The organism is Roseibium sp. (genome assembly GCF_048261595.1).
GTDB lineage: Bacteria > Pseudomonadota > Alphaproteobacteria > Rhizobiales > Stappiaceae > Roseibium.
In genome coordinates this window covers 1,146,921-1,168,884 of the sequence record NZ_JBLXFW010000001.1, presented here as the reverse complement: position 1 = coordinate 1,168,884, position 21,964 = coordinate 1,146,921, and the positions used below count along the sequence as shown (strand labels likewise).

Annotated in this window: 20 protein-coding genes; 16 read left to right on the top strand and 4 right to left on the bottom strand. The window is 58.5% G+C overall.

Annotated elements, in window-relative coordinates:
• Positions 1 to 33: 33 nt before the first annotated feature.
• Both ACN0SY_RS05280 and ACN0SY_RS05275 read left to right on the top strand, forming a co-directional pair.
• A complete protein-coding gene (locus ACN0SY_RS05280) occupies positions 34 to 654 on the top strand; it encodes a 2-hydroxychromene-2-carboxylate isomerase (RefSeq protein WP_417685092.1) in 621 nt (206 codons plus the stop codon).
• Positions 655 to 816: 162 nt separating this feature from the next.
• Positions 817 to 1,608: a hypothetical protein gene (locus ACN0SY_RS05275; RefSeq protein ID WP_417685090.1), complete on the top strand. Its 792-nt coding sequence runs from the start codon at positions 817 to 819 to the stop codon at positions 1,606 to 1,608.
• A gap of 52 nt (positions 1,609 to 1,660) precedes the next feature.
• Here ACN0SY_RS05275 and ACN0SY_RS05270 read toward each other — a convergent pair whose 3' ends face one another.
• A complete protein-coding gene (locus ACN0SY_RS05270; protein ID WP_417685088.1) occupies positions 1,661 to 2,530 on the bottom strand; it encodes an acyl-CoA thioesterase in 870 nt (289 codons plus the stop codon).
• 379 nt (positions 2,531 to 2,909) lie between these two features.
• Between ACN0SY_RS05270 and ACN0SY_RS05265 the strand changes: the two genes are divergently transcribed.
• Complete coding sequence (locus ACN0SY_RS05265; RefSeq protein WP_417685086.1) at positions 2,910 to 3,377, top strand: secondary thiamine-phosphate synthase enzyme YjbQ; 468 nt, start codon at positions 2,910 to 2,912, stop codon at positions 3,375 to 3,377.
• Between the two features lie 62 nt (positions 3,378 to 3,439).
• Here ACN0SY_RS05265 and ACN0SY_RS05260 read toward each other — a convergent pair whose 3' ends face one another.
• Entirely contained in the window at positions 3,440 to 3,586 is a 147-nt protein-coding gene (locus ACN0SY_RS05260) for a hypothetical protein (protein WP_417685084.1), read from the bottom strand.
• A gap of 594 nt (positions 3,587 to 4,180) precedes the next feature.
• Here ACN0SY_RS05260 and ACN0SY_RS05255 point away from each other — a divergent pair.
• Positions 4,181 to 4,864: a response regulator gene (locus ACN0SY_RS05255; protein WP_417685082.1), complete on the top strand. Its 684-nt coding sequence runs from the start codon at positions 4,181 to 4,183 to the stop codon at positions 4,862 to 4,864.
• A gap of 106 nt (positions 4,865 to 4,970) precedes the next feature.
• Here ACN0SY_RS05255 and ACN0SY_RS05250 read toward each other — a convergent pair whose 3' ends face one another.
• Entirely contained in the window at positions 4,971 to 8,498 is a 3,528-nt protein-coding gene (locus tag ACN0SY_RS05250) for a NahK/ErcS family hybrid sensor histidine kinase/response regulator (protein ID WP_417685080.1), read from the bottom strand.
• 244 nt (positions 8,499 to 8,742) lie between these two features.
• On the opposite strand from ACN0SY_RS05250, the gene mscL reads away from it, so the two are divergent.
• The 6 genes from mscL to ACN0SY_RS05220 all read left to right on the top strand — a co-directional run bounded on the left by mscL (position 8,743) and on the right by ACN0SY_RS05220 (position 13,902).
• Positions 8,743 to 9,168, top strand: a complete 426-nt coding sequence (mscL, locus tag ACN0SY_RS05245; protein ID WP_417685883.1) for a large conductance mechanosensitive channel protein MscL — start codon at positions 8,743 to 8,745, stop codon at positions 9,166 to 9,168.
• Between the two features lie 160 nt (positions 9,169 to 9,328).
• A complete protein-coding gene (locus ACN0SY_RS05240; protein WP_417685078.1) occupies positions 9,329 to 10,501 on the top strand; it encodes a pyridoxal phosphate-dependent aminotransferase in 1,173 nt (390 codons plus the stop codon).
• A gap of 83 nt (positions 10,502 to 10,584) precedes the next feature.
• The gene (locus tag ACN0SY_RS05235) at positions 10,585 to 11,742 is read left to right on the top strand and encodes a two-component system sensor histidine kinase NtrB (RefSeq protein WP_417685076.1); all 1,158 of its coding nucleotides are present in this window, start codon (positions 10,585 to 10,587) and stop codon (positions 11,740 to 11,742) included.
• Positions 11,743 to 11,808: 66 nt separating this feature from the next.
• Positions 11,809 to 12,411, top strand: coding sequence for a response regulator transcription factor (locus ACN0SY_RS05230; RefSeq protein ID WP_417685075.1), 603 nt, complete (start codon positions 11,809 to 11,811; stop codon positions 12,409 to 12,411).
• A 132-nt stretch (positions 12,412 to 12,543) separates the two neighbouring features.
• Positions 12,544 to 12,885, top strand: coding sequence for a response regulator (locus ACN0SY_RS05225; protein ID WP_417685073.1), 342 nt, complete (start codon positions 12,544 to 12,546; stop codon positions 12,883 to 12,885).
• A 297-nt stretch (positions 12,886 to 13,182) separates the two neighbouring features.
• On the top strand, positions 13,183 to 13,902 hold the full coding sequence (locus ACN0SY_RS05220) for a Crp/Fnr family transcriptional regulator (RefSeq protein ID WP_417685071.1): 720 nt from the start codon (positions 13,183 to 13,185) through the stop codon (positions 13,900 to 13,902).
• A gap of 147 nt (positions 13,903 to 14,049) precedes the next feature.
• Here the strand turns inward: ACN0SY_RS05220 and hemN are convergent, their stop codons facing one another.
• Complete coding sequence (gene hemN, locus ACN0SY_RS05215) at positions 14,050 to 15,408, bottom strand: oxygen-independent coproporphyrinogen III oxidase (RefSeq protein WP_417685070.1); 1,359 nt, start codon at positions 15,406 to 15,408, stop codon at positions 14,050 to 14,052.
• Between the two features lie 234 nt (positions 15,409 to 15,642).
• Between hemN and ACN0SY_RS05210 the strand changes: the two genes are divergently transcribed.
• From ACN0SY_RS05210 to ccoG, 6 genes are all read left to right on the top strand, one after another.
• On the top strand, positions 15,643 to 16,704 hold the full coding sequence (locus ACN0SY_RS05210; RefSeq protein WP_417685068.1) for an AbrB family transcriptional regulator: 1,062 nt from the start codon (positions 15,643 to 15,645) through the stop codon (positions 16,702 to 16,704).
• 209 nt (positions 16,705 to 16,913) lie between these two features.
• Complete coding sequence (gene ccoN, locus ACN0SY_RS05205) at positions 16,914 to 18,569, top strand: cytochrome-c oxidase, cbb3-type subunit I (protein WP_417685067.1); 1,656 nt, start codon at positions 16,914 to 16,916, stop codon at positions 18,567 to 18,569.
• 14 nt (positions 18,570 to 18,583) lie between these two features.
• Entirely contained in the window at positions 18,584 to 19,318 is a 735-nt protein-coding gene (gene ccoO, locus ACN0SY_RS05200) for a cytochrome-c oxidase, cbb3-type subunit II (protein ID WP_417685065.1), read from the top strand.
• 4 nt (positions 19,319 to 19,322) lie between these two features.
• Positions 19,323 to 19,478, top strand: coding sequence for a cbb3-type cytochrome c oxidase subunit 3 (locus ACN0SY_RS05195; protein ID WP_417685063.1), 156 nt, complete (start codon positions 19,323 to 19,325; stop codon positions 19,476 to 19,478).
• Positions 19,479 to 19,481: 3 nt separating this feature from the next.
• Positions 19,482 to 20,360 carry a cytochrome-c oxidase, cbb3-type subunit III gene (gene ccoP / locus ACN0SY_RS05190; protein ID WP_417685062.1) on the top strand — a complete coding sequence of 293 codons (879 nt, stop codon included), beginning with the start codon at positions 19,482 to 19,484 and terminating at the stop codon, positions 20,358 to 20,360.
• A gap of 221 nt (positions 20,361 to 20,581) precedes the next feature.
• Positions 20,582 to 21,961: a cytochrome c oxidase accessory protein CcoG gene (gene ccoG, locus ACN0SY_RS05185; RefSeq protein ID WP_417685881.1), complete on the top strand. Its 1,380-nt coding sequence runs from the start codon at positions 20,582 to 20,584 to the stop codon at positions 21,959 to 21,961.
• Positions 21,962 to 21,964: the final 3 nt, after the last annotated feature.

Sequence of the window (21,964 nt, the reverse complement as noted above, 5' to 3'; positions counted from 1 at the left end):
CGTTGGCCACTGGAAAATCCTGGGAGAGCGGCAATGACGCTGGTAATCGACTATTTCTACACGCACATCTCGCCATGGGCCTACCTCGGGCACCGGGCGTTTCAGGAGATTGCCGAGCAGCATGGAGCTCAGATCCGGGCCCGGCCGGTGAACCTTGGCGGCGTTTTTGACGCTTCGGGCGGCGTTCCGCTTGGGAAGCGGCATCCTGCGCGCCAAGCCTATCGTTTCATTGAGCTCCAGCGGTGGAAAGACAAGCGCGCGGTTCCCCTGACCTTCAAGCCGAAATTCTTTCCCACAAACCCGGGCCTGGCCGATTGCTGCACGATTGCCCTTCAGGAGGCCGGAGGCAATGCGCTGGGGTTCTCAAACGAGGCCTTCAAGGCGGTCTGGGTCGAAGACCTGGATATTGCCGATACGGAAGTGGTTCGTGATCTTCTGAACCGGATTGGGGCTGATGCCGAAACGATAATGACGGCAGCGAAGGGTGACGAAGTCGGCGCGCTTTATTCCTCCGATCAGTCCGACGCGATCGAACTGGGCGTTATCGGTTCACCTTGCTACGTTCTGAAGGGAGAGCCGTTCTGGGGGCAGGACCGGCTAGATCTGCTGGCCGATGCACTGGCGAGCGGGCGCGAGCCGTACCTGCCGCTGTGAGCAAGCTGATGGACCGGGTTTGGCGAGTTTATCCAGACTTTTGACCCGGTTCATGCCGTCCTCGACATATCTTCGCCGAGCGGTTCTGCTAAGGTTTGCCCTAATCGGAGCCGCGCGAATTCTCGATAGTTGCGCGCGGAGCAGAGCAAGAGGATGGGTACCATGATCCAGAACAGAGGGTCGAGCCACTGGCTGCCGAGCAAAAGTGCTTTTGCTGCCGTTCTGGTATTGTCGACGATGGCGGCAACGCCAGCACTTGCACAGGATGATGACCCCACAGCAGCCGAGAACAAGCGGTATGCCCTCGTGAAATCGGGCGATGAAATCCTCAGGATCGACCGGCAGGCCGGCAGCGTCAGCTTTTGCCGCAAGACCAACGACATATGGCGCTGCATGCCGGCACCACTGGCCGAAGAGGCCTACCAGGCGGAAATTGCGGCTCTTGCCGACGAGGTGCAACGCCTGAAGTCCGAACTTGGAGCTCTTCGCCAGGCGCCCGCTGATGGCAAGGATCCCGCCAAGCCGGAAGCGGAGGCGGAGAGCACAGTGTCTCCGGATGTGCAGACCAAAGGCTCGGTGAACCAAGAACCAGAGAACGGGGCTGCGACTTCACCTGAGAAGCGGACGACTGATCAGGCAGCTCCCGACTCTACCGACGATCTTCAGACCCGATCCCGATCAGGCGATGCGCAGGGAACTGATACGGGGAGTGGTCCGGACAGTGCTGAAGCGCCGGTCGGGCAGACGATACCTGATGCCGTCGAGCGTGAAAAACAGGAAGATCTTGCAGAGCTTCCAGGTCCGAAAGCTGACGGGGACGATGACGCAGCTTTGACCGAGGAAGATGAACAGAAGCTCGAACAGATGCTGGAGTTCTCCGAGCGGGCGATGCGCAGGTTCTTTGGCCTGATGAAAGACCTGAAGGAAGAGATGGATCGGGTAGAAGGCAAGTAACCCGGTCCTGATCCGGGGTTGTGTCAGGGCATTCGCCCTGACAGGTTTCGGACTAGCCCATGGAGATCTTGGCGATCTCACCGATTGCGACTTCAGGCAGGGCCACTGCCTTGCGGGTGGTCAGGTCCATTACGAGGGCGACCACATCGAGAATGGCAACCAGACGCTGGGTGCGGCTCTCGAACATATGGTGGCGCAGGGTGAATGTCTTGCCCGCGACCGATACGGGTGCGCTGGCGATCACGAACATGTCGCCGGTCTTGAGCGGGCTTGACCACGTCAATTTCATTTCGACCGCGACCCGCCCATAACCATTTTCCGTGAGGAATGCATGGTTCATGGGAGTACGCTGCCAGACATGGGGCACTGCATCGGTGAAGGCACCCAGTACGAAGCCGTCATCGGCGCGTCCATCCGGGCCGAGGTGGCGCGGCAGAACGGTACCGCGAAAGCAGATTTCCGCACCTGAGGCGAGGACATTGCCGATGGTCAACTTGGCATTGGCGGGGCTCGCGGGAAGTCCGCGAGGTGCTGCGTCCTCGCTCATGTCGCTTAGGACATTCTTGAAACGCGGCCGAATTTCCTTTGCAGCCGCCGCCGGAGGCGTGTAGCCGTCGATCGCGGTGGCGGCGAGTGTTCCGGTCGTTGCGTTGCGCATCTCGTGCACAACTGTGAACATGTGCGGGCCATCCAGAGCGGCATAAGAGCTGACGGTCAGCAGATCGCCGGCGCGCAATTCATTGTGGTAGCGGACATGCCGCACACGGCGCGCCCCGACAATGGCCTCGCTCAGGCCACTCAGAAGCTGGAACTGGCGGTCCGCCTCTTCGAAGCGGCCGAAATAGAACTGCACATTCAGGTGATCGTTCTCATCGCACTCCCATTCGTTCACGAACGAGTAGAGTGTGGTGTCAGTGGTCATTTCTTATCGTTCTCGTAATTTTCGTTATGTCGTTTGTATAAATGATCCAACAGATCACAGCGCTCGTTCGGTCGAGATATAGATCCAATCGTTGCTCGTATATACTCGATTCGATCATACTAATCTTGCTTGATATTATGATTAATATTGAGGTGGTCGGAAATATTACCTCTGGCTTCATATTTTCCTTAACGGCATCGATCGCAGGGGGAGGTGCGGGCAGCCTGCAGGCTGCGGGTTCGTTCAAACGGATCCGACCCTGGCCCCAATCGCCGAACGACTTGTGTGTCTCCCGGTCAGATCTTACGATCACGGTCGTTCGAACGAGATCTATGGCTGCCAGGATTGCTGGCAAGGTTGTGGGGAGTGCGACCACGACATGGCGACACTACCGGTTGGAATCTGGACGCTCGACGGCGACGTAGGGCAGTTGCGTCAACTGATGGGACGTCTGGTGATCTCGACGTCGGGGCAGGGGTTCCAGCCGTTGACCGATCCTGTCAATGACTGGCTGCACGAAAACGGCGCGGGCGACGGGCTGCTCACGCTCTTCGTGCGTCACACGTCCGCTTCTCTCACGGTTCAGGAGAATACCGATCCCGATGTTCAGGCGGATCTGATTGACGCCTTGCGCCGCTTGGCGCCGGAAGATCTTGGCTATCGGCATCACCTTGAGGGGCGCGACGACATGCCTGCACATATCAAGGCTGTGCTTACGGGCGTCAGCTTGCAGATCCCGGTCGTTGGAGGCCGGATGGATCTCGGGACCTGGCAGGCGGTCTACATGATAGAGCACCGCCTTGGTCCGCATCAGCGCTCGATCACGATGCACTATATCGGGGCGTGACCTCAGACGAAGGCATCTGAGCACAAAGCCAGCAAGTGCGGCTGTCCGGTAACGCTGGATCGCTAGGGCGTTGGCGGGGTGTGCAGCGTGGTGATCGGCAGACCGGATAGCGTTGACTTGTCTTCAAATGCGAAGCCGGGGTTCGCATATTTTCCGGCGGTGGCGCCGGCCAGGATCAGGGCAACCAGTGCAAAGCTCCAGATATTCATATCCGTGGTCCTCCGAGACTGAGGGATGGGGCCCTTTGTGCAAATTCTGCGTTATTGAAACTCGCTTATTGAGAATTCGACTTTAGTAGATATTATACTTTTGAATAAGACATTGCAACTGAGAGGTGCTCTTACTGATTTTGCATTGCACTGTCGTGCGGATTGAAGGCGCTGATTTCTGGATCTTTCGATCCTGGCAGACGGAAAGAATAACAGCGGCACTTTTGGAGAAAGAATGACGGATCCGGCAGCAAGACCAAGGATTCAGAATGAAGCCATTGATTTGCCAGCGGCAGAATGAAGGCCTCTTTAGCCAAATGGCGGGTTTGACTTATGTTGTCGTTGCAGTGCAAACAAATTTCTTCATAAAACTGAATTCGAGCTGTGAAAGTCGCTCCGATTCTGAACGAAAACGGGCCTGCACGATCGGCGCTGCCGTGGGATGGACTGTGACATGACGACCGTAGGCGTCCCAACGCCATAATGCATTCGCAAGTGTGCCGGTCTTGTCAGAGTGTAGACAAACTTGTCATGATGGACAGGTGCATGACAAATGCAGGCCCATGGCGCGGGCCAAAGAGGGAGGAGACCGGCGTGCCGGATTCAACAGCATTCCGCTTTATCATTGCAGATGATCATCCGCTCTTCCGAGGAGCGCTGAAGCAAACACTCGAAATGCAATATCCTGACGCTTCGATCGAGGAAGCCGGAGCGCTGGAAGACGTAACGGCGAAGCTCGAGGAAGATGGCGATGTCGATCTCATCCTGCTCGATCTTACCATGCCGGGCATGCGTGGTTTTTCGGGTCTGATGTACTTGAGAGCTCAGTATGCCGGGGTGCCGGTCGTGATCGTTTCGGCGAACGAGGAGCCGCAGGCCATTCGTCGCTGTATCGAATTCGGAGCATCCGGTTTCATTCCCAAGTCACACGGGATCGACGTGATCCGTCAGGCAATCTCGGCGGTAATGGATGGCAACATGTGGACGCCGCCGGAAGTCGATCTTGGAGCCGACGACGGCAGTGCCGATCTCGTTCAAAGGCTGGCGACGCTGACGCCGCAGCAGGTGCGCGTCCTGATGATGCTTTCGGAAGGTCTTCTGAACAAGCAGATCGCTTATGAGCTGTCTGTATCCGAGGCAACGGTAAAGGCCCACGTCTCCGCGATCCTGCAGAAGCTCGGCGTTGAGAGCCGCACACAGGCCGTGATCGCGGCTTCCAAGATCGAGTCCGGGCAGTGGCAGCTCGGTTCGGATGGGGAGCAGCAAGCAGCCTCTTGACGTCAGCGCTCTCACGATGGTGTTCGAAGCCGGCCCTCGCGGGTCGGCTTTTCTGCTTTTAAGAGAGCGGATAGGTCGCTGGCGTGTCGCCTGGGGGAAATGCTGCTTATTCAGCAGCTGACAGTTCTGCCCGGCAGCGCGCCAGATGTGCCCGGAGTGCGGCTGGTTTGACCGGCTTGTTGAACATGTCGATGGATTTCGAGGCCGCCTCCGCACGTACGCTACGGCTTCTGTCCGCGGTCACGAGAATTGCGGGCAGTCTCGCGCCGAACTTCCATCTCAAGCGCACGACGGCGTCGATGCCGGTACCTTCGTCCAGGTGATAGTCGATCACGACGACATCAGGGGTTTTTCCAGCTTCTGTGAGCTTATGGGTTGCCTCCACGTCGTCCCTGGCGGTGACCACATCGCAGTGCCAGTTTTCCAGCAGATGACGCATGCCGTTCAGAATGTCGGGCTCATTGTCGATCGCAAGAACGCACAGGCCGTCGAGCTGCCCTGCGGAGGGCGGTGCTATCGGAGCGCTGACCTCGACCGGAACGGCCGCCGACAGTGGCAGTTCGACACGGAAGCAGGATCCCGAACCTACCTGTGATGTAAGTTCAACCGGGTGATCCAGAACGTGCGAGATGCGTTCGACGATGGACAGGCCCAGTCCCAGTCCTTTTGCAACGCGCATTCCGTCGTCGAGCCTGTGAAACTCTTCAAAGATCGACTTCTGTTTTGTCGGCGGAATTCCCATCCCGGTGTCGTGGATCTCGACGATGATGTTGCCGTTCCTTTTCCGGCACCCGATGAGCACCTTGCCGTCGGTGGTGTACTTGAGAGCGTTCGATACGAGGTTCTGCAGCAGGCGCCGCAAAAGGCGCCGGTCGGATCGGATCGACGCGCTTGTGGGGACGAAGCGCAGCTGAAGGCCTTTTTCCTGCGCCACCGGTTCGAATTCCGTCTCCAGCGCCTTCAGCAGGACATCCAGTCTGAAGACGGTCAGCTCAGGTTTGAGCGCGCCGGTGTCGAGGCGAGAAATATCCAGGACCGCACCGATGATGTCCTCGACGGATTCAAGCGCTGCCTCGACATTGCGGACCAGTCCGCCTGCCTCGCCATCCTTCAGCCTGTCGACGAGCACGGAGGAGTAGAGCCGGGCAGCATTGAGCGGTTGCAGAATGTCGTGACCGGCCGCAGCCAGAAAACGCGTCTTGCCGATATTCGCCTCTTCAGCGGCATGGGTTGCCTGAACCAGGCGTTTGTTCACATGTGTCAGTTCTTCCGTACGCTCACGCACGCGCCTTTCGAGCGTTTCGTTGGCGCGCGCAAGGGCGTCTTCCGCCATCACACGTTCGGTGATGTCGGTGAACGTCGTCACGATGCCGCCGTCGGGCATCGGGCTGATGCGCACCTCCAAAACCGATCCCGATGACGCCAGCCGCTCCTGGAAGGTTTCCTGTGTTACCGCGAGCCGTTCGATCCGATCAGAGACGATAGCTTCGACCGGTCCGTCGCCATGTTCGCCGCGCTCCGCATTGTAGCGGATGATGGCATCGAGGGTTGTTCCGACCTGGCCGTATTCCGAGGGCAGGCCCAATAGGTCGCGAAACTGTCTGTTCCAGCATATGAGCCGCAGGTCGCGGTCGAACACCCCGATGCCTTGCCGGACCTGATCGAGGGCCGTTTGCAGCAGGTCGCGGTTGTACTGGATCGCAGCGGAGGCATCGTCCAGGAGCTTTACCGCTCCCTTCGTTGAAGGGTCGTGCCGCTTGAGCATGAGCGAGAGGACCAGTCGCGACGATGCCGCGCCGATCGCACTGGCAAGGAGCTGTTCGGAAAAGCGCAGCAGGCTTGCATCCGCCGTTGCGTCAGGATCAAGCTTCAGCCCGCGTTCACGGGCATAACGATTGAACGACCGGCCGGTCCGCTCTTCTCCCAGATAGCGCGCGATGGTCGCTTGCAGATCTCCGCCGGTCACCGATGTTCGCCACAGGCGCAGGCTTGGCGCGGGGGCAAGATCCGCAGGCACGAAGATGTTCGCCTGGAGCTTTTCTGCCGGCTCCGGCTGGCGTGTCAACGAGAACAGGACGAAGAAGAAGACGTTGCTGAGAAGGCTCCATGCCACCCCGTGAATGAAGGGATCGGTCTGGATACCCAGCAAGGACTGGGGTTTCAGCATTTCGAGGCCAAATGGCCCGGTGGCGAGAATGTCGCTGGAAATGAGGCCCGACTGGGCGAAGGTCGGCAGCAGCAGCGTATAGAGCCAAAGAGCGAAACCGACCACGAGGCCTGCAATGGCACCGCGGGCAGTGGCGCGTCTCCACACAAGCGCACCAACGAAGGCTGGCGCGAACTGGCCTATCGCGGCAAAGGACAGCAGCCCGATCGAGACCAGTGCCGCTGTATCACCGGCTGTTCGGTAGTAGGCATAGGCCAGGAGAAGGATGGCGAAGATTGCCGTTCGACGGATGTTGAGCAGCAGGCGGCTCATGTCCTTGCCGCCAACGGCGACGATTTCGTCCTCGCTGCGCCGGCGCAGGATCAACGGAACGACAATGTCGTTTGAAATCATGATCGCAAGGGCAACCGTTGCCACGATGACCATCGCGGTTGCTGCCGAAAGGCCGCCAATGAAGGCAAAGAGCGCAAGCCATGGGTGGCCGGTGTCGATCGGCAGTGCAAGAACAAAGGTATCCGGATTAACGTCCTGTCCGAAGCGCAGGAGACCAGCTGCCGCGATGGGAACCACGAACAGGTTGATCAGCACGAGATAAAGAGGGAAGAGCCAGGCAGCGCGGCGCAGTTCGGATTCCGAGTTGTTTTCGGTGACGGTTACATGGAACTGGCGTGGAAGAAGGATGACCGCGAACGTCGACAGGACTGTCATGACGAGCCAGTTGCCGTAATTCATCGGCTGTTCGAAGACCGCTGAGACCTCCGGGGCACCCGTGATCGCCCGTACCAGATCGAACGGTCCGTCGTATAGCGCGTAGGTGACCCAGAAACCCACTGCAAGAAATGCGACGAGCTTGACGATCGCTTCCGCCGCAATGGCCAGCATGAGGCCTTCCTGGTGCTCGGTGGCATCGATATGGCGTGTGCCGAACAGCCACGTGAACACCGCCATGCCGATCGCGATCAGAAGCGTGATGTCATCGAAAACCGGGAAATAGGTTGAACTTTCCAGCCGCATCATCGGGCCGATCATGGTTGTCACCGAAAGGGCGACAGCCTTCAGCTGCAATGCGATGTAGGGGATGATGCCGATGACTGCGATGATCGTGACCACTGCCGCGACGGACTGGCTCTTTCCGTATCTGGCGCCGATGAAGTCGGCGATCGATGTGATGCGCTCTGCCTTTGCAAGTCTGATGATGCGCCGGAGGATCGGATAGCCGAGCGCGAAGACGATCATCGGGCCAATGTAGATCGTCAGGAACTCGATACCGTTACGGCTTGCGCCGCCGACTGACCCATAGAAGGTCCAGGAAGTGCAGTAGACCGACAGCGACAGCGCATAGATGAAAGGCCTGCCACGGCGGCCGGGCATGAACTTGCGCGGCATCCGGTCGCCATAGCTGGCGATGGCGAACAGCAGCAGGATGTACCCGACTGCGGACAAGATCACGAGCCATCCGTGCAACATGGCTTCGCAGCTTCCTCCCTACCGCCTTATGAGTGGCGGATGACGCTCTCGTCCCAAGAAAAGGTCTTCGGACTACATGGGGCAGATCGGATCACATGTGGCTGAAGCTGTCTATTGGTCTTGCGGTGAACAAGGCAGAGAACTGAGACTTTGCAGTTGCGCATTCTCGCAGATTGACGCAAAGAAAGCTTGGCGGGAAGTATCCGTGAAGTCATTTCAGGTGCTTGAAAAAGGGGAAATCGCTATGCTCAAGGAATTCAGGGAATTTGCCGTCAAAGGCAACATGGTCGACATGGCCGTTGGTATCGTAATCGGTGCCGCCTTCAGTGCAATTGTTTCGTCCATGGTGGACGACATCATCATGCCGCCGATCGGGCTCATCCTCGGCAATATCGATTTCTCCCAGATCTTTCTGATCCTGAAGCAGGGCACCCCGGAGGGGCCGTATGCGACGGTTGAAGCTGCAAAGGAAGCCGGTGCGGTCACCTGGAATATCGGCCTGTTCATCAACGCCGTCGTCAAGTTCCTGATTGTCGCCTTCGCACTGTTCATGATCGTCAAGGGCGTCAACAATCTGCGCCGGAAGCAGGAAGAAGCCCCGAAGGCTCCGGCCGCGCCGCCGCAGGAGGTTGTTCTTCTCCAGGAAATCCGGGACCTTCTCAAAAAGTAATCGGAAATCGCTCTATCGAAGGCCGACCCTGCGACATGCTTGGTCGGCCTTTCGCTTTTCTAAGACATAACCCGGTGAATTGTGCGGCTGGGCGGCTGATTTCCCATTGGTGCCGAAATAGTCTTGCACACCGGAATTCTCGAACAACGGAGCGACCTTCGTGTCATCGATCCTTGACAGTCTGCGTCCGCAGGCACGCCTTGCCCCGGAAAGCGGAATCGTCGAAATCATCAACGCCGGACGTGAGCATCCGGACCTGATTCCTCTATGGGCGGGAGAAGGGGATCTGCCGACGCCGGGCTTCATCTGCGAGGCAGCGAAGCAGTCGCTCGACCGGGGTGAAACCTTCTACACCTACCAGCGAGGCGTTCCGGAACTGCGTCACGCGCTTGCGTCCTACCACACCAAGATGTTCGGACGGGCGTATTCGTCAGAAGAGTTCTTCGTGACCGGTTCGGGAATGCAGGCCATCCAGATAGCGCTGCAATGCTTGGTGGGAGAGGGTGATGAACTTCTTTATCCCGCGCCCGCCTGGCCAAACCTTGAGGCCGCAGCTGGCGTTCTGGGTGCAAGAGCCGTTCCGGTCGCAATGACCAATTCGGGAGACAGCTGGCGCCTCGATCTGGACGCCCTCTTCGATGCGATCGGACCGAGAACACGTGCTATCGGATTGAACTCTCCTTGCAATCCGACTGGATGGACGGCGACACGTGAAGAGTTGTCGGCGATCCTCGATGAATGCCGCAAACGCGATATCTGGATCATCGCAGACGAGGTCTACGGTCATTTCTTTTACGGGGAGGGAAAGCTTGCGCCGTCCTTCCATGACATTGCCGATGAGACCGACCGGATCATCTTCGTAAACACCTTTTCCAAGAATTGGGCGATGACGGGCTGGCGGATCGGCTGGATATCGGCCCCACCAGAAATGGGGCAGGTGCTGGAAAATCTTATTCAGTATTCGACGTCGGGTGTGCCCGTTTCAAGTCAGCGTGCTGCAACTGCCGCACTCGAACATGGCGAGGCGTTCTTGCGCCAGCAGATTGACCGGGCTGCGCATGGCCGTCATATCGTGGTCGAGGGATTGCGAAAGAGCCCGAGGATCACCCTTGGTGCCCCTTCCGGTGCGTTCTACGCCTTCTTTGCCGTCGAAGGTGTTTCCGACTCACGTCAACTGGCTCTCGATCTCGTTCGTGAAACCGGTGTCGGCCTTGCTCCGGGCAGTGCCTTTGGCGTCGCTGGCGCAGAGCATGTTCGTCTCTGCTTTGCCAGGAATGCGGGCCACATCGAAGCTGCCATAGGACGAATTGTTCAATGGATAGGCGCCAAATAGTGCGACACTCTCTTGCCGCTTTAAGTACTAATCCTTAAACCTGACAGTCAGGATGATCAGCCAGCTGGGCAACGGGCGGGGGAATGGACCAATTGGTCGATGAACTAGGCAAGGCACAATCGACCGTTTCGGAGGCGCGGCTTGCCAGCGTCTTCGACACTGCGGCCGATGGAATTGTTGTAATCGACGAGAATTGTACGGTTCTTGCCTTCAACAAGGCCTCGGAAACCCTTTTTGGCTATTCGGCCGCAGAGCTCATCGGCAACAACGTTTCAAAGATAATGCCTGCGGACTTTGCCGTCGCCCACGACGGATACGTTCAGCACTATCTCGACACTGGCGTCAAAAAGATCATCGGGATCGGCCGCGAGGTGCGTGGACGTCACAAGGACGGCACCGAGTTTCCGGTTGAGTTGTCCGTTGGCGACGCGTCGACGAGTGAAGGGCGCCAGTTCATCGGCATTCTCCGTGATCTCAGGCCGCGCAAGTCCGTGGAAGACCGTCTCGCCCAGGCCCAGGCGCAGTTGGTTCATATGACCCGTATCAGCGCGATGGACGAAATGGGGGCCGCAATTGCGCACGAGCTCAATCAGCCGCTGACCGCGATCCTGCTTTACCTGCAGTCAGTCTCACGCAAGGCCGCTCGAACCGAAGCGCTTGATGAAATGACGCTGAGCGTCATCGAGAAGGCCGTCAAGGAAGCTGAGCGCGCCGGTGACATCATCCAGCGCATGCGGCAGCTCGTCGAAAAGAAGGAACCGGAGCGCGAGCAGATCGACATCGCCGAGTTTGCCCACGCATGCATCGGATTGGTCGAAATGGGCACAAATGAACGGAATTCGCTGTTCGCTTGTGTCATTGAGCCGGACTTGCCCACGCTCGGGGTCGATCCCGTTCAGATCAGGCAGGTTCTGGTCAACTTGCTGCGCAATGCACGTGAGGCCGTTAGCGGTATGAAGATCCGAAGGGTAACGCTGTCGGCTCGCCACAACGGAGACTTTATCGAGTTCCGTGTCAGCGATTCCGGCCCGGGAGTTCCGCCGGAAGTCGTTCCGGAACTGTTCAAGGCCTTCTCCGGCCAAAAACAGAAGGGGCTGGGTCTGGGGCTGGCGATTTCGAGATCGATTGCCCAGAACCACGGCGGCGACCTTTATCTGGACACCTCTGGAGAGGAACGCGGGGCTACCTTTGTTTTGAAATTACCGGTCGAGACCACGGCAAAGACAGGTGCGCGATCCTGACGCGGTCCGAATAATTGAACGACAATGCCGAACGGGGCAGAAGAATACCAAACGAGGATTTGAAGAATGACCAGCGACGTTAAAGCCATCTACATTGTCGATGACGATCCGGCGGTCCGCGATGCCTTGTCGGTGGTGTTCAGCATGGAAGACTTCGTGGTCGAGACATTTTCCGACGGTGACGCATTTGTCAGGTCGGCCAGCAAGACACACCCGGCCTGTGTCATTCTTGATGTCCACATGCCGGGGCGCTCGGGGATTGAAATCCTCAAGGCTTTGAACGGCGAGGAGTACCCGGCGCCGATCTTCATCATCTCCGGCCAGGGCGACATTCCGATGGCGGTGGAGGCGATCCGCAACGGCGCGTTTGATTTCATCGAAAAGCCGTTCAATGCCGAAACCGTTGTTTCGAGGATCAACGACGGCATTGACGCCATGAAGAAGCGCCAGGAGCAAAGTGATCCGTCGAACTTCGAGGGTGCGGAGCTTTTGACACGGCGCGAACGGGAAGTTCTGAACGAGATTACTGGTGGTGCCTCGAACAAGGAAGCGGGACGCATACTTGGAATCAGCCCGCGCACCGTGGAGGTTCACCGCGCGCGGATCATGGAGAAGCTTGGCGCGCGCAATGCCGCCGACCTGGTTCGCATAGTTCTGGGACGGCCCTGACGCTTCAAACTCCGGGCGGACGCCTGCGATCCACTTAACCTTGGCTGGTGATGTGGTGTTTCTGCGTACAGAATTCGCCCGCGGTTTTCGTTATTTTCCGGTTTGAGAAGACCTACAGATCGGACAGTCACAGTGCGTTTGCACATCATTGAAGATGACCTGGCAGTATCGGATGCCCTTGCCCTCGTTCTCGGTGAGCTGGGGTATGAGGTGATATGCTATCCTGATGCCGAGTCCTTCCTTGACGCGCCGTTGCCAAGTTCAGATGAAACCGTCATCGTGGATTTGGGCCTCCCCGGAGTGGGGGGGGACGAGATCGTCCGTATGTTGAAGGCGCGGACTGTCCCACCCAGGGTCATTGTGATCTCGGGACGATCGCAGACAAGCATCCGGCACACGATCGCAGACATGCCTGCCCTGACGGTGCTTCGCAAGCCCCTGTCCCTGCCTGCACTGACAGAACATCTGTCCTGATACGGGCAGTCCGTTGCCGGGCACGATCTTTTTTCTTTACCTCAATGCCAATGGAAACCGGCCGCCCGAAGCAGGTTGGTTGCTGGGCGGGTCGTCATAACCCCCTACGGGTACTTACGTATTTTCATTGAAACTATGTAGTAGGCCTTACGCAGTCGACCGAATTTTGCGCGGCCAAACTTCCAGATAGCGTTTGATCAACATCAAGGGGATGGCAGTCGGACGGGACATAGCCATGCTGCAGGAAAGGGTGAGGATGTCCTCGCCTTGGCGCCCTCGATGATGAAGGAGGGGCAAATGGCTTACATCGAACACAACAGCAATTCCCATTTCGGCAACATGCCGGCGTCCGGCATTGAAGCGACGATTGCGGGCCGCGCAAGCTTCGGTCCGCTCGGTGCACGCAATGCTTCCTACAAGCCGCATGACGTAATCTACTATGAGGGCGATGAGGCAAAGCGGCTGTACCAGCTGAAAACCGGTACGGTGATGCTGTTCAAGCTGCTGCCGGATGGACGGCGCCAGGTTGTGGAAGTGCTCCGGCCGGGTGATATCTTCGGTCTGGCATATGCCGAGGAGCATGACTGCACGGCAGAGACGCTGACCGACGTCGAAACCCACGAGGTCGACCTGAAGCAGGTCGAAACGTCTGCAGAACTTCAGTGCCGTCTGGCATCCTGCCTGACTCATCAGATGAGGGTTCTGCATGAGCATGCTGTGCTCCTCGGACGCAAGTCGGCTCTGGAACGCGTTGCGTCCTTCCTGATGTATCTCGTGCCCAACCGTGGTGGCGGAGTCGCATGCATGGGGCCGGATCCGAGCCGCGATAACGACAGCTGTGACTTGCAGCTTCATATGACGCGTCAGGAGATTGCGGATTTTCTTGGCCTGACCATCGAGACCGTGAGCCGGGTCATGTCGGATCTCAAGCGCCGGGGTGTCATCCGGATCGACCGTTCCGACAAGATCCACCTCAATCGCATCTGTTCCCTTTGCCAGATGACCGGCGTTCACTGATCGCGGGACATTTCCTTCGGGTGATCAACGCACAATATCCCATCTCACCCGGAAACCGGCGCATGTCAGATGCGCCGGCTTTTCTTTGTCGAGGTGAGTGCCGCACTTGCGGCTTGCAGACGAATTCTGGAACGACGAGAGAGACGGTCAAACCGCAAGGGAGTGACGTTTTTCTCCGGTCGAGTTGCCTTCGAGGTAAGCATCGAACGCTGCGGCGGCGAGGCGAACGAAGGGCAAACCTTTTTCCGTCATCGATACCTTCCAGCCGTCGACCGTGACCAATCCGTCGTCAGCCAGCTCACCCAGACGGCCGATTGAGCCAGACAGGTCGGCCGGGTCTGTTCCAAACGCTGCGGCGACCTGTGCCAGATCGCACTCGTAGTCCGTCATCAGCACTTCGATGATACGTCCCCGCAGGAGGTCGTCGGTGCTGAGGGCCATGCCTTTTGCCACGGGCAGTTGTCCGGCGTCGATCGCCCGCCTCCAATGGCCGACGTCTGACATGTTCTGGACGTAACCCTGGCTGAGTTTGCCGATCGACGAGACGCCGAAGCCAATCAGCTGCTCGCCTTGGTCGGTTGTGTAACCCTGGAAGTTACGGCGCAGACTGCCATTTGAAGAAGCGATTGCCATGCTGTCTTCCGGCAGTGCGAAATGATCGAGGCCAATCGCCTGATATCCAGCGGTCAACAAGTCCTCCCGCGCAGCCGCAGCGAGCTCCATGCGCTCGGATGAGCCCGGAAGTTGGTGTTCGGGGATGAGGCGTTGGTGCTTCTTCATCCAGGGAACATGCGCATATCCGAAGAGAGCGATTCTGCGCGGCCGCAATTCGACGGTCCTGGCAACAGTCTCGCGGATGGTTTGCAGGGTCTGGCGGGGAAGCCCGTACATCAGGTCGAAGTTCAGGTCGGTTAGCCCCACACTCCTGAGGTATGACACGGCGGTCTTGACGACGGAATAGGGTTGTACGCGGCCGATTGCCTGCTGAACCGCCTCGTCGAGATCTTGAATTCCGAGGCTCGCCCGATTCACGCCCATGGACGCTAACGTCTTGACGAGCGACTTGGATACGTAGCGCGGATCCAGTTCGATTGCGTGTTCCAGGTCCGGGGCGAAGTCGAAGATGACCCGCAGCATGCCGGTAATATCGATGAGGCTTTGCTCGGGAAGGAGACTTGGTGTTCCGCCCCCCCAGTGAATGTGCCTGACCGGCCCCGGCGACTGCAGATGATCGCCAACGAGCTCAAGCTCCTTTAGCAGGGTCCTGGCGTATTCCTGTAGCGGAGCATCCTGCCGCGTCGCCTTGGTGTGGCAGCCGCAATAATGGCAGAGCTCCCTGCAGAAGGGGACGTGGAGGTAAAGCGACAAACTATCGGTCGAGGCGAGTTTGCTCAGCCATTCCGCGTATGTTTTTCCGTCGACCCCGGCATTGAAATGCGGAGCGGTCGGATAACTCGTGTAGCGCGGAACGTTCCGCATGGCATAGGATAGGGATCTCTCGGTCATGCAGGATTTCTGTCAGAGCGGATCACTGCTGTCCTTGAGCAATGTCAACACACGCAAGTTTGTCCTTCCTTGCGCCGTTGTGGGCATTGTCCTCCTGCCGCCATCCCTCCGAGGCTGAGACATGTCACCAGGCATTTGGATTCCAGTTCGCTCCTGCGAAGAGGGCGCCTGTCGTGGCATCCTTCCGTCAAGGCAGATGGACCTCAGCCTGAGCGTTGCGGAGGCGAACCGGTAGTGCCTGTCACAAAGCTTGCTGCACAATGGCCCTCTGTTGCTGCCACCGCGTTGATAGGAGCAGCTGGCGGGGCCGTATTCGAATGGTTCGGCTTTCCCGCAGGATGGATGTCTGGTGCGATGATCGCCGTCGCCATTGCGGCGCTTGCGAGGATACCGGTCGGCATGCCCGACATGGTGCGAAACGCTCTTTTCATCGCACTGGGCCTATCGATGGGAGCGGGGGTGACGCCGGAGGTCGTTGACCGGATTGGTCAATGGCCCTGGACCATGGCGGGTTTGATCGGTGCGGTAGCTATGGTGACCGGGGCCACCTACATCTTTCTGCACAGTGTCATGGGCTGGAGTCGCATGACGGCCTATTTCGGTGCGATCCCCGGGGCGCTTTCCTTCGTCATGGCGATGGCATCCGAACGTCGGGCCGATCTGCCGCGAATCGCCGGAGCCCAGTCGACACGACTTCTGATTCTCGTTGCGATCTTGCCGCTTGTCCTTACGTCCGGGGCGCAACAGCCCCTCGCTGATGTCACGCCGCAGGTCCTGACCCCGTTGCCAATGGCAATCGTCCTTGCAGTCCTATGCACGGTGGCAAGCGTTGTTGCGGTGAGGATCGGGTTGCCCGGAGGCTGGATGACCGGTGCGTTTTTCATGAGTTCGATCCTGAACGCAACGAACCTCGTCACCGTGGCATTGCCGGATGCCGTGCTCGTTCCATGTTACATCGGGCTCGGCTGTCTCATTGGTAGCCGTTTTGCCGCCATGCCACTCATTGTGTTCCTGAAAGTGTTGCTTGTCGGCCTCGGCGCGGTTTCCGTCGGCCTTGCCGTTTCTGTCGGATTGGCTTTTTTGCTCTCTTCTGTTCTCGGCCTCCCGTTTGGCCAGGTGCTTCTCGCTTATGCACCAGGCGGACTTGAGGTCATGACCCTTCTGGCTTTCATGATGGATCTCGATCCGGCCTTCGTCGCTGCGCACCAGTTGGCGCGATATATCGGGATGGTTCTGCTACTGCCCTTTGTCACGGGCCTGCTGCTCGGTCGGACTGATCGCACTGATGACGATTGAGCAAGTTGCCTATTTTACGTGACCTTGCGTAATTTTTATCCCAGTCTGTTTTTGCTGCGCGAATTGCCGCAGCGGCTTCATGTCGACGATCTTTCGGAGGGGGAGGCGGCATAGCTTGATCTGAATCAACGTCAGCGCGGGGACGTCATGCGCATGGTCGCCCTTATCGTTGGCACTTTGTAACGATTGAGAAGACTGGGGCGCGAAAAATGGCACAATCCAAGGCCAGATTGATTTCGCTCGAGGAGGGGCTATTCGCCACCTTCCTCGTGTTATTGGCATTCGCCTGCCTGATCGTAGCAGGCAAAACCTACGATCAAGTGATGGCATTCCATGCATTGCTCGGCGCATTCATTGCCGCCGGAAGTGTGTTTGTCATCTTCAAGAGCTACTTCGACGGCGACGGCGTCGTGTCTCCGCAGGAGATCGATGGCAAGCCCAACTACAACATGGCACCGGTCAAATTCGGTTCCATAGCTGCCATGTTCTGGGGAATCGCCGGCTTCACGGTCGGTCTCATCATCGCGCTTCAGCTGGCATTTCCGGCCCTGAACTTCGACCTTCCCTGGACCAATTTCGGGCGCCTGCGGCCGCTCCACACCTCGGCGGTGATTTTCGCGTTTGGCGGCAACGTTCTGCTGGCGACCTCGATGTACGTCGTTCAGCGCACCTGCCGCGTGCGCATGCCGGGCACGGTTCTGCCTTGGTTTGTGATGATCGGTTACAACGTCTTCATCCTGATTGCAGGCACGGGCTATCTGCTCGGCGCGACGCAGTCGAAGGAATATGCCGAGCCTGAGTGGTACGCCGACCTGTGGCTGACCATCGTTTGGGTCGCCTATCTCCTGTTGTTCCTGGGCACGATCTGGAAGCGCAAGGAGCCGCATATCTATGTGGCGAACTGGTTCTATCTGGCGTTCATCGTCACGATCGCGCTGCTGCATATCACCAACAACCTAGCGATTCCGGTCTCCGTTTTCGGAACCAAGTCCTACATCGTCTGGTCCGGTGTGCAGGATGCGATGGTGCAGTGGTGGTACGGCCACAACGCGGTGGGCTTCTTCCTGACTGCCGGCTTCCTTGCCATCATGTACTACTTCGTGCCGAAGAGGGCTGAGCGGCCGGTCTATTCCTACCGCCTCTCCATCGTTCACTTCTGGGCGCTGATCTTCATCTACATCTGGGCAGGTCCCCACCATCTCCACTACACGGCTTTGCCACAGTGGGCCTCGACGCTGGGTGCAACCTTCTCGATCATCCTGTGGATGCCCTCGTGGGGCGGCATGATCAACGGCCTGATGACGCTCTCGGGCGCGTGGGACAAGCTGCGTACGGACCCGGTCCTTCGCATGATGGTCGTGTCCGTTGCCTTCTACGGCATGTCCACCTTCGAAGGCCCGCTGATGAGCCTGCGTTCGGTGAACTCGTTGTCCCACTACACAGACTGGACCATTGGTCACGTGCATTCCGGTGCGCTGGGCTGGGTCGGTTACATCTCCTTCGGAGCGCTGTACTGCCTGGTTCCGTGGCTGTGGAACAAGAAGAGCCTCTACTCGCTCAAGCTGGTGAACTGGCACTTCTGGCTGTCCACGCTTGGCATCGTTCTCTACATCACCTCCATGTGGGTGTCTGGGATCATGCAGGGCCTGATGTGGCGCGCTTACGATGCGCTGGGCTTCCTGGAATACTCGTTCATCGAGACCGTTGAAGCGATGTACCCCTTCTATGTGATCCGTGCTCTGGGCGGCGCCCTGTTCGTCGTCGGTGCCCTGATCATGGCCTACAATCTCTGGATGACCGTACGCCACGGCGAGGCTGAAGAAGCCCAAGCCGCGCCTGCCGGTTCCCTGGCTGCAGCCGAATAAGGGGAGGAGAGACAATGTCTTTATGGTCAAAGCACCAAATTTTCGAAAAGAACTCCTTCGTTCTCCTGATCGGCATTCTCGTCATGGTCTCCATCGGCGGCCTGGTCGAGATAGCACCGCTCTTCTATCTGAAGAGCACCATCGAGGAGACGGAGGGCGTCCGTCCCTATACGCCGCTGGAACTTGCCGGACGTAACATCTACATCCGCGAAGGCTGCTATCTGTGTCACTCGCAGATGGTCCGCCCGATGCGCGATGAGATGGAGCGCTACGGTCATTTCTCGCTGGCGGCTGAGTCCATGTACGACCACCCGTTCCAGTGGGGATCCAAGCGGACGGGTCCGGATCTCGCCCGTGTCGGCGGAAAGTACTCCGACGACTGGCATGTGGAACACCTGATCGACCCGCGTGCAGTCGTTCCGACCTCCATCATGCCCGGTTATCCATTTCTGGCCGAAACCCGGCTCGATACAAGAGGCATGGGGGACCACCTCACGGCGAATTCCATCGTTGGCGTGCCTTACACCGAAGAGCAGATCGCCTCCGCTTCTGCCGACATTCTAGGACAGGCCATGCCTGACACGGATGCAGCGGATGCCTTCATGGAACGGTACCCGTCTGCGGTCGTGCGCGACTATGACGGCAATCCCAAGGCGGTGACGGAGATGGATGCTCTTGTCGCATACCTACAGATGCTCGGTACCATGGTCGATTTCTCGATCTATGACGACAAGGCAAACCTGAGGTGATGCGATGAACGAGACCTATTCCGCCTTCGCAGGCTTCGCTCAGACTTGGGGCCTGCTCTACTTCATGATCCTGTTTGGCATCGTACTGGCCTATGTGCTTTGGCCGAAGAACCGCAAAGGGTTCGAAGATGCTGCCCAGATCCCGTTCCGGGAGGATTGATCCATGTCGGATACGCACAAAAAGGAAATCGACCAGATCTCGGGCGTCGAGACCACTGGTCACGAGTGGGACGGCCTCAAGGAGCTGAACAACCCGCTTCCGCGCTGGTGGCTCTACAGTTTCTACGCCTGTATCGTCTGGGCGATAGGCTACTGGGTAGTTTACCCGTCATGGCCGCTTATCTCCAGCTACACTGCCGGCGTGATGGGTGACAGCCAGCGGGCCAACGCGATTGCCGCTTACGAAGAGGGCATCGCTGCCCGCTCTGGACTGGGTAACAAGTTGGTCGCAGCCTCGTTCGAGGAAATCCGGACGACGCCGGAACTTCTGGAGTTCGCAACCGCCAGCGGCCGTGCGGCATTCGGTGACAACTGCGCACCGTGCCACGGTTCGGGTGCTATCGGCTCTCCGGGCTATCCGAACCTTCAGGACGACAACTGGATCTGGGGCGGTACCGTCGATGACATTCATGCGACGTTGCTCTACGGCATCCGCTCGGGTCATGACGACGCCCGCATCGGAGACATGCCGGCATTCGGAACCGACGAACTCCTGACCCGGGAGGAAATCTCCCAGGTTGCAAGCTTCGTTGCGTCCAAGGCCGGGCTCGAGCCGGAGGCCGATGTCGACCTGGCTGCTGGCGAGACCATCTACGCCGACAACTGCGCGGCCTGTCACGGCGATGACCTGAAGGGTATCCAGGAAGTCGGAGCACCGAACCTGACTGCGTCGACCTACCTGTATGGCAAGTCGGTCGACGCCATCAAGGCACAGGTTCATGGCGCTCGGAACGGCGTCATGCCGGCCTGGGTCGACCGTCTCGACGAGGCGACGATCAAGTCGCTGACGGTCTATGTCCACTCCTTCGGGGGCGGTCAGTAACCAACGGAATTATCTTCCGGTTTGATCCGGCGCAATGCCAACAGCCACGCGCCGGATCAATTTGAAAACACGCCGGGCCGGTGGAGACTTTCGGCCCGCTTGAAAGCATTCGATCCTATTGGGGCAGGATCTTTAAAAGAAGGACGGACGGCATGGTTGCCGAAGCCGAAAAGGCCGACCACCCGGAAGAGTGGTTCGCCTCTGCCAAGAAGATCTATCCGATGGCCGTCAAGGGGACCTTCCGGAAGATCAAGTGGACACTTCTCTTCCTCACCCTCGGTGTCTACTACTTCCTGCCTTTCATCCGATATGATCGCGGGCCCAACGCACCTGATCAGGCAGTCCTTGTTGATCTGGCCGGACGGCGCGGATATTTCTTCTTCATCGAGATCTGGCCGCAGGAGGTTTACTACCTCACCGGCCTTCTGATCATTGCAGCCGTTGCGCTGTTTCTGATGAACGCTGTCGCGGGCCGCATCTGGTGCGGTTATCTTTGCCCGCAGACGGTCTGGACCGATCTCTTCCTCTGGGTGGAACGAAAGGTCGAAGGAGACAGGCGCGACCGAATCCTGCTCGACAAGGCTCCCTGGACCGCCGGGAAGGTCGCGCGCCGCGCGCTCAAGCACTTCCTCTGGCTGATGATTGCGTGGTGGACCGGCGGTGCCTGGGTGCTCTATTTCGCCGACGCTCCGACGCTGGTCTATGACCTGGCCACCTTCCAGGCTCCGGTTTCCGCATACATGTGGATCGGTATCCTGACCGCGACGACCTACCTTCTTGCCGGGCACATGCGCGAGCAGGTCTGCATCTACATGTGCCCCTGGCCGCGGATCCAGGCTGCGCTTACCGACGAAAAGGCGCTCAACGTCACTTATCGCTGGGACCGGGGCGAGCCGCGCGGGTCGCTCAAGCAGAACAAGGCGCTGGAACTTCAGGGCCTGCCCGCCGGGGACTGCGTCGACTGTCATCAGTGTTTCCAAGTTTGCCCGACGGGGGTCGATATCCGCAAGGGCACGCAGCTCGACTGTATCCAGTGCGGTCTGTGCATCGATGCCTGTGACAACATCATGGAAAAGGTGGGCAAGCCGAAGGGCCTGATTGCCTATGACACCGACGAGAACATTGAACGTCGTATCGAGGGCAAGGAGCCGGTCTACGAAATCGTCCGTGTTCGAACGGTAATCTATGCTGCCGTGATCGCGGTCGTCGGCGCGATCATGCTCTTTGCGCTCCTGACGCGTGATTTCGCAGGCATCAACGTCATTCACGACCGCAATCCGATCTTCGTGACTCAGAGCGATGGGTCGATCCGCAATGGCTACACGGTTCGCCTTCTCAACAAGCGTACGCACACACGGCACTTCATGCTGCATGTCGAAGGCATGCCGCTTGATACCACCGTCGAGGCTGTTGGTATCGACAGCATGTTTGCAGGCCGGCCCATAGTCGAAGTAGGGCCCGACACGACGCGGGAAATCCGGGTGCTTGTCACCTCACCGGCAGGTGTCACAATGCCGAAGAGCACGGAGATCACCTTCCGCCTGACGGAATCCGTGATGGGCGAAGTCGTCACCACCGACGACTATTTCAAGGCGCCATGATTA

Bases quoted from the DNA above. Each gene is read 5' to 3' on its own strand.
- ACN0SY_RS05280 (WP_417685092.1), top strand. From the start codon at position 34: ATGACGCTGGTAATCGACTATTTCTACACGCACATCTCGCCATGGGCC.
- ACN0SY_RS05275 (WP_417685090.1), top strand. From the start codon at position 817: ATGATCCAGAACAGAGGGTCGAGCCACTGGCTGCCGAGCAAAAGTGCT.
- ACN0SY_RS05270 (WP_417685088.1), bottom strand. From the start codon at position 2,530: ATGACCACTGACACCACACTCTACTCGTTCGTGAACGAATGGGAGTGC.
- ACN0SY_RS05265 (WP_417685086.1), top strand. From the start codon at position 2,910: ATGGCGACACTACCGGTTGGAATCTGGACGCTCGACGGCGACGTAGGG.
- ACN0SY_RS05260 (WP_417685084.1), bottom strand. From the start codon at position 3,586: ATGAATATCTGGAGCTTTGCACTGGTTGCCCTGATCCTGGCCGGCGCC.
- ACN0SY_RS05250 (WP_417685080.1), bottom strand. From the start codon at position 8,498: ATGTTGCACGGATGGCTCGTGATCTTGTCCGCAGTCGGGTACATCCTG.
- mscL (WP_417685883.1), top strand. From the start codon at position 8,743: ATGCTCAAGGAATTCAGGGAATTTGCCGTCAAAGGCAACATGGTCGAC.
- ACN0SY_RS05235 (WP_417685076.1), top strand. From the start codon at position 10,585: ATGGACCAATTGGTCGATGAACTAGGCAAGGCACAATCGACCGTTTCG.
- ACN0SY_RS05230 (WP_417685075.1), top strand. From the start codon at position 11,809: ATGACCAGCGACGTTAAAGCCATCTACATTGTCGATGACGATCCGGCG.
- ACN0SY_RS05220 (WP_417685071.1), top strand. From the start codon at position 13,183: ATGGCTTACATCGAACACAACAGCAATTCCCATTTCGGCAACATGCCG.
- hemN (WP_417685070.1), bottom strand. From the start codon at position 15,408: ATGACCGAGAGATCCCTATCCTATGCCATGCGGAACGTTCCGCGCTAC.
- ccoN (WP_417685067.1), top strand. From the start codon at position 16,914: ATGGCACAATCCAAGGCCAGATTGATTTCGCTCGAGGAGGGGCTATTC.
- ccoO (WP_417685065.1), top strand. From the start codon at position 18,584: ATGTCTTTATGGTCAAAGCACCAAATTTTCGAAAAGAACTCCTTCGTT.
- ACN0SY_RS05195 (WP_417685063.1), top strand. From the start codon at position 19,323: ATGAACGAGACCTATTCCGCCTTCGCAGGCTTCGCTCAGACTTGGGGC.
- ccoP (WP_417685062.1), top strand. From the start codon at position 19,482: ATGTCGGATACGCACAAAAAGGAAATCGACCAGATCTCGGGCGTCGAG.
- ccoG (WP_417685881.1), top strand. From the start codon at position 20,582: ATGGCCGTCAAGGGGACCTTCCGGAAGATCAAGTGGACACTTCTCTTC.